The organism is Mameliella sp. LZ-28 (assembly GCF_012274245.1).
GTDB lineage: Bacteria > Pseudomonadota > Alphaproteobacteria > Rhodobacterales > Rhodobacteraceae > Antarctobacter > Antarctobacter albus.
In genome coordinates this window covers 238,945-252,655 of sequence record NZ_JAANYX010000036.1, presented here as the reverse complement: position 1 = coordinate 252,655, position 13,711 = coordinate 238,945, and the positions used below count along the sequence as shown (strand labels likewise).

The following is a 13,711-nucleotide window of genomic DNA, read 5'->3' as shown; positions in this document are numbered from 1 at the left end:
ATTGGAAACAATTGACCGGCGTGGAGGCAGCCACCCTGGACCAGGCTTGCGCCGCCCCTGTCGGCCCCGCATGCTCGCGCCCAAAATGCGGATGGGAGAGACGGACATGAGGGTGGTGATTTTCGGCGTTGGTGCAGTTGGCGGGGTCGTCGGGGCAGCGCTCGCCCAGGCCGGGCACGAGGTGATCGGCGTCGCGCGCGGGCGGCGGCTGGCAGCGGTGCGCGACAAGGGTCTTTTGCTGCGCGGCCACCAGGGCGAAAAGCGCGTCCCGCTGGACCTGGTTGAAAAGGCGACAGAACTGGCACCGCGCGACGACGACATGATCTTGCTTGCGACCAAGAGCCAGGACAGCGCGGCGGCGCTGGGCGACCTGCGTGCCGCTGGCTACGTCTCGCAACCTTTCTTCTGCATGCAGAACGGTGTCGCGAACGAGGACCTCGCGCTTCGGTTCTTCGACAACGTGCATGGGATCAACGTGATGCTGCCCGCCGAATACATCGCGTCGGATGAGGCGATCTGTTTCGGGCGCCCCAATTACGGTGTTTTCGACATCGGACGCTATCCCGGAGGTTCCGATGCGGCGGATCAGGCGTTGGCAGAGGCGCTGACGGGGGCCGGCATCCGGTCATTCGTCACGGACGCCGTGATGGAAAACAAGTTCGGCAAGCTGATCGTCAACCTCGGCAATATCGTCGAGGCGGCCCTGGGACGGGGCGTGAAGGCGCCCGAGATCACATCCGCCCTGCGCCAGGAGGCTGAAACCGTGTTCCGGGCTGCGGGCGTGTCCTGGCAGGACATGGGCGAAGGTGACCCGCGTCGTGGCACGCTGTTGGAGATTGCGCCCGTCGAAGGCGTCGACCGGGCCGGCAATTCCACCACGCAGAGCTTTCTGCGGGGGGCGGGGTCGGTCGAGACGGATTACCTCAACGGCGAGGTGGCACTGATCGCCCGGCGCAACGGTGGGCACGCGCCCCTCAATGCGGCCATAACAGCGCTTGCCGCCCGACTTGCGCGTGGTGGCGCGGCGGCGGGCGGCATGACGCCGGAGGCGCTGGCCGCAGAACTGGGTATGTGAGTCAGAAGGCGGTGAAATACTCCGCCTGCTCCCATTCCGAGATCGCTGACAGGTAACGCTCCCATTCGGCCCGCTTCAGCCGGGCGAGGTAGGACACGGTCTCTTCCCCCAGTGCCTCGCGGTACATCGGTGATGCCTCAAAGGCGGCGATCGCCTCGCCCAGGGTGGCGGGCAGTTGCTCTGCCGCGTCGTCGTAGGGGTTCTCAAGCGGGGCGGGGGCAGGGTCTCCGGCCTCGATCCCGTCGAGCCCCGACAGGATCTGGAAGGCCAGCGCGAAATAGGGATTCGCGGCGCTGTCGGCCACGCGGTTCTCGACCCGGCTGGCCCCGTCCCCGGGGGCCATCAAGGCGCGCAGCATGGCGCCCCGGTTGTCTGCGCCCCAGCCGATCCGGTTCGGCGCAAGCTGGTAAGGCGCGTAGCGTTTATACCCGTTCACCGTGGGCGTCGTCGCGATACAGGAGGCGCGCGCATGGGCCAGCAGGCCGCCGATCCAACCCGAGGCCACATCTGTCAGCACACCGCCCTCATCCGGGATCAGCAGGTTGCGCCCGTCCATGTCGGTCACGCTCTGGTGGATGTGCCAACCATTGGCCGCGGCGTTTTCCAGCCGGGGCTTGGCCATGAAAGATGCCAGATAGCCCTCGCGCGCGCAGACTTCCTTGACCATCGTGCGGAACAGTACCGCGCGGTCGGCAATCGTCAGCGGGTCATCGGCGGCAAAGGTGAACTCGAACTGGCTCGGCCCCATCTCGACCTCGACAGAGAGGACCGGCAGGCCCATCGCCTCGGCGCTGCGTCGCAGGATGTCGAGGAGCGGTTCGGCGGCGTCATAGCGGGTCTCGGTGAGATACTGCCAGCCCTGGTTCACGCCGCGCGTCAGCGGCGGGCGCGGTGGCATGGTGGCGTCGGCATGGTCCAGCGCGGCTTCAACCGGTTCGAAGACCTGGAACTCCACTTCCAGCCCCATGACAGCCCGCATGCCGCGCGTCGCCAGCCTGTCGATGGCCCCTTGCAGCAGCGTCTCCGGTACGAAGGGGATCGCGCTGCCGTCGGTGCGCAACACACGGCAGAGGATCATGGCCGAATGCGGCGCATGGGGCAGGGGACAGAAGGTCTCGACCCGGGGCACCAGCAGCACGTCACTGGCGCCCGCCATAGGCGTATCACCCGCTTCGGACCAGATCGGAAAAACCGTCCGGTGCGACAGGTCCTTGAGCAGGAGCGTGGAGGGCACCCGCAAGCCGGATTTCAACGCGCCCTCCAGCCCGCGCCGCGTGACGGTCTTGCCGCGCAGGATGCCGTGGGCATCGGCAAACAGCATGCGCAGGGTTTCGATCCCCTCGGCCTCGACCCGCGCCATCAGGTCTGCCGCAGCTTCGGGCTGCAACAGCCCGTCGCGACACAGGCGGCCCTGCGCCAGGTGGTCCCGCATCAGAGGCCCGCGTCCCACGGACAGGCGTCGCGCCGTTCGGCATCGGCCCGCAGGCTGGCCGCGTCCCAATCGGCGCTGTCGGCAATGGCATCGTTTGACAGCGGTCCCTTGAGGGTCGACGGATCAACCGCGCCCCGCATCGGCAGGGCCTCTTCCTCGCCTTTTTCCAGCCCATCCATCGCGGCGCGCAGCATGCGGCGATAGCGGATGATGCCGACGTCGGTCTTGCCCAGGTGTTCGTCAGTGCGGTCCTGGATCGGTCCCATGCTCTCGACCGCCCACTGGTCATGCACGTTGATGTCCAGCCCCATGCCGGTATAGGTCTCGCGTGCCTGTTCCTCGGGGTCATAGCCGTAGTCGTTGCGCTTGTTCTTGAGCGGCGCGTAATCCGGTAGGCGGTGTTCCTTCAGCCGTTGCTCGCGCATCAGCTCCTTGTTCACCGGCTTGTCGAAGCTGGTAAACATAGAATACCAATAGCAATTCTCATCATCGATGGGGACGTGCCACTGGGTGATCGTCATCTCGCGGCTCATCGGGATGCAGATCGCCTCGGGGAAGATCTGGTTGGTCACACGCACATGGGTCAGCCCGTTTTCCATGTGCCGCAGTGCCGTCAGTTTCAGCCCAAAGTCGGTTTCCTCGACGCGGATCTCGGGGCGCGGGTAGTCGCGCAACAGCTTGGTCATGGGGATGTTGGTATCCGCCGCGCTGTCGCGGAACTGCTTGCCGTAGCTGTCCTTGGGGTCCTCGTCTTCCAGAAAACGGTGCAGGAACGAGGCGTGCGCCGGATCGATGCCGACCTCCAGCGCTTGCAGCCAGTTGCATTCCCACAACCCCTTGAAGGCAAAGACATGGGTGTCCGGTGCCCGGAAACAGTCGAAATTCGGCAGGGGCGGGGGGTCTCCGGGCCCGAGGTAGGCAAAGACGATGCCGTTGCGTTCCACCACCGGGTAGGCGGGCGTGCGGATCTGTTCATGCATCTTCGAACCCTCGGGCTCTCCGGGTTGTTCGACGCATTGCCCGGTCCGGTCGAAGTGCCAGCCGTGGAAGGGGCAGCGCAGACCGTTGTCCTCGCGACGCCCGTAACACAGGTCGGCCCCCCGGTGCGGGCAATGCCGCCCGATCAGGCCCAGTTCCCCCTCGTTGTCCCTGAACAGAACCAGCTTTTCGCCCAGCAGGGTGACCGGCACGAGGGGGCGGGGGCCTTTCAGCTCGTCGCTGAGGGCGGCAGGCTGCCAGTACCGGCGCAGGACCTGGCCCGCAGGCTGGTCCCGGCCCACCCTCGTCAATCGATCATTGAGCTCCTGGCTGATCATGCCGCATTCCTCCCGCGTTTCGGCTGTCTGGCTTTGGGCGGAGTTTGGCGGGCAGGTTGTTGCGGCGTCAAGGTGAACGCCGCCCGCGGAGAGGGTGCCGCAAGGTCAAGCCTGCTCGACGGGCACAAGGTGAATACGGATTGGCGGTCTCGCAAGGCCGGGCCTGTGGCCCGCCGGACACAATCCGCGCTACAGGTTTTCCGCGCTCGACGTGACAGGCCGGCCCGCCTAGGGTAACGGCTGATCCAAACACCTGAATGGACAGGATAATGTACGCAGAGCCAGCACGCGGTCAGGATGGACAGTCCGGCGGTGCAGCGGAGGATCCGCAGCGTGACCGGACCGGGCTGACGCTGGTCGTCGATCTCGACGGGACGCTGTTGCGCAGCGACATGCTGTACGAAAGCTTCTGGACCGCGTTCGGCCGTGACTGGACCGTGGCGCTGACCGCCATGCGGGCGCTGACCCAGGGGCGCGCGGCGCTGAAACGGCGGCTGGCCGAAACCGCCCGGCTGGAAACAGCGACCCTGCCTTTCGACCGAGAGGTGCTGGCCTATATTCGGGCGTGGCGCGAAAAGGGCGGGCGCACCGCGCTTGTGACGGCCTCGGACCAGAGCTTGGCCGACGCCATTGCCGGCCACCTGGGCGTCTTCGACGAGGTGCATGGCTCTGACGGAACGCGAAACCTCAAGGGAAAGGCCAAGGCTGCCTTTCTCGCGGATCGTTTCGGGGCGGCGCAGTATGTCTACATGGGCGACAGCTCCGCCGACCTGCCGGTCTGGGAACAGGCCGCCCGGGCGGTGACCGTGAACGCCTCGCAACGGCTGCGGTCCGAGGCAGAGGCCATCGCGCCCGAGGTCGAGCACCTGACAACCAAGCCCGTGACACTGCGGCCCTACGTCAAGGCGCTGCGTCCGCACCAATGGCTGAAGAACATCCTGGTTTTCCTGCCGATGCTGGCCGGGCACCAGTTCGATCCGGCGACGGTGTTCTTGGCCATGTCGGCCTTCGTCGCATACAGCCTGGTGGCCTCCAGCGTCTATGTCGTCAACGACATGACCGACCTGAACGCCGACCGCGCCCATCCGCGCAAGAAACGGCGCCCCTTCGCCTCGGGCGCGGTGCCGCTTTCGCACGGGATGATCATGGCGCCCGCGCTGTTCCTGGCCGGCGCGGCAGTGTCATTGGCGGTGAGCCCGGTCTTTCTGGCGGTGGTCTGCGGCTATTTCGTGCTGACAACGGCCTATTCGCTGAACCTCAAGCGCAAGATGGTGATCGACATCTGCACACTGGCGGGGCTTTACAGCATGCGCATCGTGGCGGGCGCGGTGGCCACGGGCATTCCCCTGTCGGTCTGGTTGCTGGCCTTCGCGATCTTCTTTTTCCTCGCCCTTGCCGCGGTCAAACGGCAGGCGGAACTGGTCGACAGCGCCCGGCGTGGGACGCTGCATGCGCGCGGGCGCGGCTACAACGTCGGAGACCTGCCGATCATCACCATGATTGCCATCGCGGCGGGCTATGTCTCGGTGCTGGTGCTTGTGCTCTATGTGGATTCGCCGGATGTCAGCGATCTCTACAATGCGCCATACATGCTTTGGGGGATCGGCGCGGTTCTGCTGTTCTGGATCACGCGGACCATCATGATCGCCCATCGAGGCCAGATGCACGACGACCCGCTGGTCTTTGCCGCCCGTGACCGCGTCAGCCAGCTCTGCGTGCTGCTGTGCCTCGGGTTCGCCGTGATCGGTGCCTTGTGAGATGACGCGCCGGATGCTCCTGCTCCGCTACGCGGTCTTTGCGGTGCTGGCCACGCTCGCCAATCTTGCCACCCAGCGGCTGGTCCTGCTGGCGGGGGACGGTGGGACCGCCTTTGCCCTTGCGGTGGGGGCGGGTACGCTGGTGGGCCTGGTGGTGAAGTACCTGCTCGACAAGCGCTGGATCTTCTACGACGACGCCACCGGCCTGCGCGCACATGGGCGCAAGTTCACGCTGTATACGGTGATGGGGATCGTCACCACGGCGGTCTTCTGGGGAACCGAAACCGCCTTCTGGATATTCTGGAAAACCGATGTGATGCGCGAATTGGGCGCAGTCCTCGGCCTCACCATCGGCTACGTCATCAAGTACAATCTCGACCGGCGCTTTGTCTTTACCGATGCGCGGCTGGGAGCAATGTCATGAAACTTTCCGGATGGGGCCGTTTTCCGCAGGTCGAAACAGAGGTGCGTGCCCCGCGCGACGAGGCGGCGCTAAGGGCACTTGTCACCGGCGACAGGCCGGTCATCGCGCGCGGCAACGGGCGGTCCTACGGCGACAGCGCGGTGGGCGCCGGCCTGACGCTGGACATGCGCCACTTCAACCACATGCTGGAATTCGACGCGGAAACCGGGCGACTGGTGGCCGAGGCGGGTGTCCTGCTGGGAGATGTGATCGACGCCTTCCTGCCGCGCGGCTGGTTCCCGCTGGTGACGCCGGGGACGAAACTCATCACCCTGGGTGGCGCCATCGCGGCGGATGTGCACGGCAAGAACCACCATGTCGAGGGCAGCTTTGGCGCCTGCGTCGACTGGGTCGAGATCATGGGCCCGGATGGAGAGGTGCGCCGCGCCACCCGCAAGGACGAGGATGACCTGTTCTGGTGGACCATCGGCGGCATGGGCCTGACCGGCGTGATTCTGCGCGCCGCCATCCGCCTGCGGCCCGTGGAAACGGCCTGGATCAGGCAGACGATCCACCCCGCGCCCGACCTCGCCACGGCGATGGACCTCTTCGAGGCGCATGGCCATGACACCTATTCCGTCGCCTGGATCGACTGCATGGGGCAGGGGCGGCATCTTGGCCGTTCACTGGTCATGCTGGGGGAACATGCGACGCGGGCCGAACTGGACCCGAAGAAGGCCGCCAACCCGCTGGACGCGGGCCACAAGGGCAAGCTGTCCGTGCCGCTGGATTTTCCAGGCTTCGCCCTGAACCGCTGGACGGTGCGCGCCTTCAACGAGCTTTACTACCGCATGGGCGCGTGGAAGGCGGGCACGTCGCTGGTCGACTGGGACAGCTATTTCTACCCGCTCGACTCGGTGCTGAAATGGAATCGCATCTATGGCCGCCGCGGCTTTGCCCAGTTCCAATGCGTGATCCCTCTGGCCTCGGCCCGCGAGGGCCTGACAGAGCTGCTCAAGGCGATTGCCGATGCCGGCGCGGGGTCGTTCCTGGCGGTGCTGAAACGGTTTGGTCCGCAGGACAGCGCTTTTTCCTTCCCGATGGAGGGCTACACCCTGGCGCTGGACTTCCCGATGAAAGCGCACACGCTCGACCTGCTGGAACGGCTCGACGCCATCGCCGTCGCCCATGGCGGGCGCTTCTACCTGGCCAAGGACAGCCGGATGCGCGCCGAGACCCTGCGCCAGGCCGATACCCGCGTGCGTGACTTCACCGAGATGCGCGAAACCCTTGGTCTCAAGGCGCATTTCGCCTCTGCCCAATCCGAAAGGCTTTCCCTGTGACCGATCTGCCCGTCCTGATCCTTGGCGCCCGCTCCGACATGGGTCAGGCCATCGCCCATGCCTTTGCCGCGCAGGGCCACCCGATCCAGCTGGCCGCGCGCAACGCCGCCAGCCTTGACGCGGCGCGCGCCGACCTGGCCCTGCGCCACGGAGTCGAGGTGACATTGCACGACTTCGACGTGCTGGACAGCGACGGCTTTGCGCCGTTCCTCGACAGCCTGCCCGCGCTGCCGCAGGTCGCGGTCAGCGTCGTGGGCTACATGGGGGACCAGGCAGAGAATGAGCGGGATCTCGACAAGGCATCGCTGGTCCTGCGCAGCAATTTCGAGGGCCCCGCAGGCATCCTCGCCCTCCTTGCTAACCGGTTCGAGGCGCGGGGCTCGGGCACGCTGGTCGGCGTCAGCTCTGTCGCGGGCGACCGGGGGCGGGCCACCAACTATGTCTACGGTTCCGCCAAGGCCGGGTTCACCGCCTTCCTGTCGGGCCTTCGCAACCGACTGGCCAAAAAGGGCGTGCATGTGGTCACCGTGCTGCCGGGCTTCGTCAACACCGCGATGACAGAGGGGATGGACCTGCCCGCAAAACTGACCGCCGAACCGCAGGAGGTGGGCGGCGCCGTGCTGAAGGCGGTGCAGAAGGGGCGCAACGTGATCTATGTGCGCGGTATCTGGTGGCTGGTCATGGCGATCATCCGCAACATCCCCGAACCTGTCTTCAAGAAACTCAAGATCTGACGGCAGACACACCGGTCTTGTGTCCGGTGACGGTATTTTCCCCGCAAGCTAGCGACGGCCCGCCCTTGCAGGGCTGCGCCCGGCACCCGAAATCACCATCAAAGACCCGCCGCAAGGCAACAGGAGAGCAGGGACGTGCAGAAGACCCATTTGCCCGAGCGGCCGCATTGGCGTGATCATGCCAAGGAGGTCGGCTTTACCTTCGCCGACATGCATGGCGAGCCCTACTGGGACGAAAGCTCGGCCTATGCCTTCACGCTCGACCAGATCGAAAACGATCTTGAGGACCCGGCGACAGAGCTGCATTCCATGTGCCGCGAGGCTGTTGCGGAGATCATCACCTCCGAGCGCCTGATGACGCAGCTTGCGATCCCGGAAAACCGCCGCGACCTTGTCGCCAACAGCTGGAAGCAGGGCGACCCGGAAATCTATGGCCGGTTCGATTTTGCCTATGACGGCAAGGGGCCGGCGAAGCTGTTGGAATACAATGCCGACACGCCGACCTCGCTTTACGAAAGCGCGGCGTTCCAGTGGCAGTGGCTGGAGGATCAGCTTGCCGCCGGTGTGTTGCCCGAGGGCACCGACCAGTTCAACGGTATCCACGAGGCGCTGGTCGCGCGCTTCGATGAGGTCTTCGAGGCCAACAGCGATCTGCATTTCACGGCGGTCGCGGGCAACCCCGAAGACTACGGCACGGTCGAGGCGATGGGATGGGCCGCGCGCGAAGCGGGCCTGGGTGCGCATTACTGCGACCTCGACAAGATCGGGTTGAGCGAGGACGGCCAGTTCCTCGATGACGAGGATCGCCGCATTGCCGTCCTGTTCAAGCTCTACCCCTGGGAAGACCTCTTCCTTGACGATTATGCCGATCACATCGACGGGTCGGGCTGTCTATTCCTTGAACCCGCGTGGAAGGCGCTGTTGTCGAACAAGGGGTTGTTGCCGGTTCTCTGGCAGATGTTCGAAGGCCACCCCAACCTGTTGCCCGCCTTCTTCGAGGCGGACATCGCCGATGCACTGGAGGGCACGGGCAGTCCCTCCGCCGGGGCCGCACAGGCATTCTCCCGGGCCGAAGCCGACCTGGCCGCAGGCCATGTGCGCAAGCCGATCCTGTCGCGCGAAGGCGCTTCGGTGTCGATCCTGAAGGCGGGCAAGATCCTCGAAGAGGCCCAGAACACCGAGTATTCCGAACACCCCCGGATCGTACAGGCCTACGCCCCCTTGCCGCAGTTCGACGGTTTCCGGCCCGTTGTCGGCACATGGATCGTCGGGCAGTCCTGCGCCGGGATCGGCATCCGCGAAGACCGCTCTCGCATCACGCAGGATTTGTCGCGGTTCAAACCTCACTATATTCAGGCATAAGCCGCGCAACCAACTGACCGCCCTCCGGGCAGAAGGAAAGAGTGTCATGTCCAAACGTTCGAAACGGGTTGCCATCGCGATCGTCGGCGCCGCCGCCTTTACACTTGCGGGCTGCAAGGAAGAACAGGTGGACGCCGCCGCCTTTCCCGACCTCCAGACCTGCAAGGATGAGGCGCTGCGTGGCGGCATGTTCTCGGCGCAGGACTGCGAGATCCAGTTTGCCGAAGCGCAGAAGCTGCACGTCGAGGCCGCGCCGCGCTATGATAGCCGCGAGGTCTGCGAGGAGTTGCACGGCCCGGGCGCCTGCGGCACCGAGGCTGCGGTGACGGAAGGTGGTTCCGGCAGCATCTTCATGCCGCTGCTGGCCGGCTACCTGATCGGGAACATGATGGGCGGACGGTCCGGCATGTCCGCCGCGCAGCCGCTTTACAAGACGCAGGACGGACGCTTTACCAATGCGGCGGGCACCAGCGTCTTTTCAGGCAACCGGGGTGCGACCAAGCTCGGGACCTCGCAGTTTGCGCGCCCGGCCTCGACCATCGGCGCCAAGCCCATGTCCCGCGCCACCGCGATCTCCCGTGGCGGGTTTGGCAAGACGGCAGGAGACCGCACGCGGTTCGGCGGCTGACCAAGCTCACTGCCGACACCGTTGGAGGGGCGCGGCAGCAAGCGATTGACCGGTTTGTTGCCGGTCACGAAAACCGGATCTGTGCCTTCATCGCCCGGCTACGGTCCGAGGCCAGCCTGAATCCTTCCTCGGCCTCATCCAGCGCGACTTCATGGGTGATCAGGGGCTTCACGTCGATGCGGCCCTTGCGCATCAGTTCCACGGCGGCAAAGAATTCCTCGTGAAAGCGGAAGGACCCGCGCAACTCCAGTTCCTTGGCAGTGATCGCCTGCACCGGCAGGGTCATGTTGCCCCCAAGCCCAAGCTGGAGGATCACGCCCCCGGGCCGCATTGCCGGGATTGCCGAGACCAGAGCAGGCGCCGCGCCCGAGCATTCGAACAGCACGTCGATCTGGCCTTTCTCAGCGGCCAGGGGCGCCAGCCCGTCAGGGTGTTTGCCCATGTTCACAACCCGGTCGGCGCCCAGTTTCGCCGCCATGTTCAGGGTGAAATCGGTGAGGTCCGTGGCCACGATTTCGACCGCGCCCGCTGCACGGGCCACCAGCACCGCCAGCATTCCGATCGGTCCGCAGCCGGTCACCAGCACGCGTTTTCCCAGCAGGTCGCCTGCGCGCCGCGCCGCGTGCAGCACCACCGAAAGCGGCTCTGCCATCGCGGCCTCGCCGGCGCTCAGGTCCCCGGCGGGCGCACATTGTGCGACATCCGCCACCAGGTACTCTCGGAACGCGCCCTGGATGTGGGGGAAGGGCATGGCAGAGCCGTAGAACCGCATGTTCAGGCAGTGGTTCGGCTGGCCCGCGTGGCAAAACCGGCAGGCATGGCAGGGGCGAGAGGGCGAAACGGCGATCCGCAGCCCCTCAGCCAGTCCGCTGACCCCTGCGCCAAGGGCCTCGATCCGGCCCGCAACCTCGTGGCCCAGGATCATCGGCTCTTTCAGCCTTACGGTGCCAAAGCCGCCCTGGTGGTAATAATGCAGGTCGGAGCCGCAGATGCCGCCGGTTTCCAGCCGGACAAGCACCTGCCCCGATCCCGGAACTGGCATCTCGCGGTCCTCGATCCTGAGGTCATGCGCGCCGTGGGCAACGATGGTCTTCATGCTGGCTCCTCCCCTGTTCCGGGCCATGATGGGGACGGGGCCGGGGCTTGTCGAGGGGCGTTCAGGTCAGGTGCTTTTCCAGCCCTTGCAGCATGTGCAGGCAGGCCGAGAGCTGGTCGCGGCTGACGTATTCGTCCGGCTTGTGCGCCTGTTCGATGGACCCGGGGCCGCAGACCACGCAATCCATGCCCAGCGATTGAAACAGCCCCGCCTCGGTGCCAAAGGCCACCACGTCCAGCCCGTTGGCGCCGGTCAGGGCCGAAACGATGTCCGCCACTTCGCTGTCCTTGACCGGGTGGAGGCCTTGGGTTTCGGCGATGACCTCGCGGGTGATCGCGACCTCGGAATGCACGGACAGCATCGCGGGCAGCATCTCCTCGGCAAAGCGGTCGATCTCGGCCAGCACATGTTCGGCGTCGGAACGCTGCACCGGACGCATTTCCCAATCGATTTCCGCATGGTCGGGGATGACGTTATGCGCGTGACCCGAATGAATGCGGCCGATGTTCAGGGTGGTCCAGGCCGGCGAAAACGGGCTGCCCTCGGGCGCGCGGGTCCGCAGTTCGCCTTCCAGTTCCATCAACCGCCCGGCATAACGCGCGGCGCAGACGGCGGCATTGACCCCGTGATCGGGGGCCGACCCATGCCCGGCACAGCCGGTGATATGGGTGGTGTATTCGTAACAGCCCTTGTGACCGTTGATGACGCGCATCATCGTCGGTTCACCCAGGATCGCCATCGCCGGGCGGATTTCGCGGGCACGCAGGTCGTCGACCAGCGCGCGGGCGCCGAAACAGCCCACTTCCTCGTCATAGGTCAGCGCGATGTGGACCGGGCGGGTCAGCGGCCATTCGGCGATGCGCGGGGCCACCGCCAGCACGCCGGCGATGAACCCCTTCATGTCGCAGGCGCCGCGCCCGTAGAGCCGCCCTTCGCGGTCGTCCATGACAAAGGGGTCCGAAGACCATTCCTGGTCCTCGACCGGCACCACGTCGGAATGGCCCGACAGGACCAGCCCGCCGTCGCCCTCCGGGCCGAATGTGGCAAAGAGGTTGGCCTTGTGCCCGGTCTCGTCCAACGTCACGTCGCAGATCGCGCCCAGATCCTTAAGATAGTTCGCGGCCCAGGCGATCAGGTCCAGGTTGCCGTCCGCGGAGACGGTCGGGAAGGCGATCAACTCGCCCAGCAGTTCCTCTGTGCGGTAGAGCAGGTCCATATCAGTCCTTGACGAAAAGCTGGCGCGGACGGTCGCACAGGCATTCCGCCGGCCCGTCCTCGCGGATCAGGATGGATTCGGTGATTTCCAACCCCCAGTCTTCCATCCAGAGGCCAGGCATGAAGTGGAAGGTCATGCCCGGTTGCAGCACGGTTTCGTCGCTGGTGCGGATCGAGATCGTCCGCTCTCCCCAGTCCGGAGGATAGCTGAGGCCGATGGGATAACCGCAGCGCCCGGTGCGCTGGATGCCGCCCTTGGCCAGTGCCGCGTAAAGGGCGCGGGCGATGTCGCCGGCGGTATTGCCCGCTCGCGCCGCCTCCAGCCCCATTTCCAGCCCTTCGACCAGCGCCTTTTCCGCGTCCAGCATGTGTTGCGGCGGCTTGCCCAGGAAGACGGTCCGACAGAAGGGGGCGTGGTAGCGGCGATAGCATCCCGCCAGTTCGAAAAAGGTTGCCTCGCCCTCGGCAAAGGGGCGCCCGTCCCAGGTCAGGTGCGCGGCAGAGGCGTCAAGGCCCGAAGGCAGCAGTGGCACGATGGCGGCGTAATCGCCCCAGTGACCGTCGGCGCCGCGGATCGCATCGGCATAGATCTCGGCGACCAGTTCGTTCTTGGGCAGGCCCGGTTCGACGCGCTCGAGAATGCCATCGACCATCTTCTCCGAGATCTTGGCGGCACGGCGGATAAAGGCGATTTCCTCGTTGGATTTCACGGCCCGTTGCCAGTTGACCAGAGCGGTGGCGTCGATCAGTTGCGCGTCCGGCAGTTCCTCGACCAGCGTCGCATGTGCCCGGGCCGAGTAATAGTAGTTCTCCATCTCGACGCCGATCCGGCCCGTGTCCAGACCGCGCGCACGGATATGCGCGGCCAGATCCTGCATCGGGTGAATGTCCGTGGCCTGAACGTAATCGTCGGCATAGCCAAGGATGCGGTCGGGGTCCATCCAGACGGTGCGCAGCGCGCCGTAGCCGTCCATCGACCGGCCCCACCACAGCGGCGCCTCTCCGGGGATGACCAGAACGCCCTGGTGAACGTAGAAGGACCAGCCGTCATAACCGGTCAGCCAAGCCATGTTCGACGGGTCCTCGACGAAAAGCGCATCCAGCCCCAGGGTTTCCATGCGCGCCTCGACCAGGCGCAGGCGCCGGTCATATTCGGTCTGCGAGAAGGGAAGGTTCGGGGCCGACATCTATTGCACCTCTTATCATTGTCCGTTCCGCCATGGTTTGGCGAAACGGAGGAACTGCAAGGAAAAACCTTATGGGACAGCTTGAAGTCCTAGGTGGCGATTGGTCATTGTGCAAGAAGGGGGACCGACACCACTTGGTTCGAAAACGACCGGCAGGGGGCAC

12 protein-coding genes are annotated in these 13,711 nt (G+C 65.6%); 7 read left to right on the top strand and 5 right to left on the bottom strand.

Annotated features, from left to right (window positions below; translation table 11 throughout):
• Window positions 1-70 precede the first annotated feature (70 nt).
• Window positions 71-1,075 carry a ketopantoate reductase family protein gene (locus G9Q80_RS25175; protein WP_246870580.1) on the top strand — a complete coding sequence of 335 codons (1,005 nt, stop codon included), beginning with the start codon at window positions 71-73 and terminating at the stop codon, window positions 1,073-1,075.
• 1 nt (window position 1,076) lies between these two features.
• Here the strand turns inward: G9Q80_RS25175 and G9Q80_RS25170 are convergent, their stop codons facing one another.
• A complete protein-coding gene (locus tag G9Q80_RS25170; RefSeq protein WP_088715376.1) occupies window positions 1,077-2,507 on the bottom strand; it encodes a glutamine synthetase family protein in 1,431 nt (476 codons plus the stop codon).
• A complete protein-coding gene (locus G9Q80_RS25165; RefSeq protein WP_088715377.1) occupies window positions 2,507-3,823 on the bottom strand; it encodes an aromatic ring-hydroxylating dioxygenase subunit alpha in 1,317 nt (438 codons plus the stop codon). The genes G9Q80_RS25170 and G9Q80_RS25165 overlap by 1 nt, the downstream gene beginning before the upstream one ends.
• A 269-nt stretch (window positions 3,824-4,092) precedes the next feature.
• On the opposite strand from G9Q80_RS25165, the gene G9Q80_RS25160 reads away from it, so the two are divergent.
• The 6 genes from G9Q80_RS25160 to G9Q80_RS25135 all read left to right on the top strand — a co-directional run bounded on the left by G9Q80_RS25160 (window position 4,093) and on the right by G9Q80_RS25135 (window position 10,050).
• Entirely contained in the window at window positions 4,093-5,580 is a 1,488-nt protein-coding gene (locus G9Q80_RS25160) for a UbiA family prenyltransferase (protein ID WP_088715378.1), read from the top strand.
• A gap of 13 nt (window positions 5,581-5,593) precedes the next feature.
• Entirely contained in the window at window positions 5,594-6,004 is a 411-nt protein-coding gene (locus tag G9Q80_RS25155) for a GtrA family protein (protein ID WP_315900633.1), read from the top strand.
• Entirely contained in the window at window positions 6,001-7,326 is a 1,326-nt protein-coding gene (locus G9Q80_RS25150) for an FAD-binding oxidoreductase (protein ID WP_088715379.1), read from the top strand. The genes G9Q80_RS25155 and G9Q80_RS25150 overlap by 4 nt, the downstream gene beginning before the upstream one ends.
• Window positions 7,323-8,060 carry an SDR family oxidoreductase gene (locus G9Q80_RS25145; RefSeq protein ID WP_088715380.1) on the top strand — a complete coding sequence of 246 codons (738 nt, stop codon included), beginning with the start codon at window positions 7,323-7,325 and terminating at the stop codon, window positions 8,058-8,060. The genes G9Q80_RS25150 and G9Q80_RS25145 overlap by 4 nt, the downstream gene beginning before the upstream one ends.
• Window positions 8,061-8,195: 135 nt before the next feature.
• Entirely contained in the window at window positions 8,196-9,422 is a 1,227-nt protein-coding gene (locus tag G9Q80_RS25140) for a glutathionylspermidine synthase family protein (RefSeq protein WP_088715381.1), read from the top strand.
• Between the two features lie 46 nt (window positions 9,423-9,468).
• Complete coding sequence (locus G9Q80_RS25135) at window positions 9,469-10,050, top strand: DUF1190 domain-containing protein (protein ID WP_043138384.1); 582 nt, start codon at window positions 9,469-9,471, stop codon at window positions 10,048-10,050.
• 64 nt (window positions 10,051-10,114) lie between these two features.
• On the opposite strand, the gene G9Q80_RS25130 is transcribed toward G9Q80_RS25135, so the two are convergent.
• From G9Q80_RS25130 to G9Q80_RS25120, 3 genes are all read right to left on the bottom strand, one after another.
• Complete coding sequence (locus G9Q80_RS25130) at window positions 10,115-11,146, bottom strand: L-idonate 5-dehydrogenase (protein ID WP_088715382.1); 1,032 nt, start codon at window positions 11,144-11,146, stop codon at window positions 10,115-10,117.
• A gap of 61 nt (window positions 11,147-11,207) precedes the next feature.
• On the bottom strand, window positions 11,208-12,362 hold the full coding sequence (gene argE, locus G9Q80_RS25125) for an acetylornithine deacetylase (protein ID WP_184757097.1): 1,155 nt from the start codon (window positions 12,360-12,362) through the stop codon (window positions 11,208-11,210).
• 1 nt (window position 12,363) lies between these two features.
• A complete protein-coding gene (locus G9Q80_RS25120) occupies window positions 12,364-13,548 on the bottom strand; it encodes a M24 family metallopeptidase (RefSeq protein ID WP_074621763.1) in 1,185 nt (394 codons plus the stop codon).
• Between the last annotated feature and the right edge of the window lie 163 nt (window positions 13,549-13,711).

Bases quoted from the DNA above. Each gene is read 5' to 3' on its own strand.
- G9Q80_RS25120 (WP_074621763.1), bottom strand. From the start codon at position 13,548: ATGTCGGCCCCGAACCTTCCCTTCTCGCAGACCGAATATGACCGGCGC.
- argE (WP_184757097.1), bottom strand. From the start codon at position 12,362: ATGGACCTGCTCTACCGCACAGAGGAACTGCTGGGCGAGTTGATCGCC.
- G9Q80_RS25130 (WP_088715382.1), bottom strand. From the start codon at position 11,146: ATGAAGACCATCGTTGCCCACGGCGCGCATGACCTCAGGATCGAGGAC.
- G9Q80_RS25175 (WP_246870580.1), top strand. From the start codon at position 71: ATGCTCGCGCCCAAAATGCGGATGGGAGAGACGGACATGAGGGTGGTG.
- G9Q80_RS25155 (WP_315900633.1), top strand. From the start codon at position 5,594: ATGCTCCTGCTCCGCTACGCGGTCTTTGCGGTGCTGGCCACGCTCGCC.
- G9Q80_RS25170 (WP_088715376.1), bottom strand. From the start codon at position 2,507: ATGCGGGACCACCTGGCGCAGGGCCGCCTGTGTCGCGACGGGCTGTTG.
- G9Q80_RS25135 (WP_043138384.1), top strand. From the start codon at position 9,469: ATGTCCAAACGTTCGAAACGGGTTGCCATCGCGATCGTCGGCGCCGCC.
- G9Q80_RS25165 (WP_088715377.1), bottom strand. From the start codon at position 3,823: ATGATCAGCCAGGAGCTCAATGATCGATTGACGAGGGTGGGCCGGGAC.
- G9Q80_RS25160 (WP_088715378.1), top strand. From the start codon at position 4,093: ATGTACGCAGAGCCAGCACGCGGTCAGGATGGACAGTCCGGCGGTGCA.
- G9Q80_RS25150 (WP_088715379.1), top strand. From the start codon at position 6,001: ATGAAACTTTCCGGATGGGGCCGTTTTCCGCAGGTCGAAACAGAGGTG.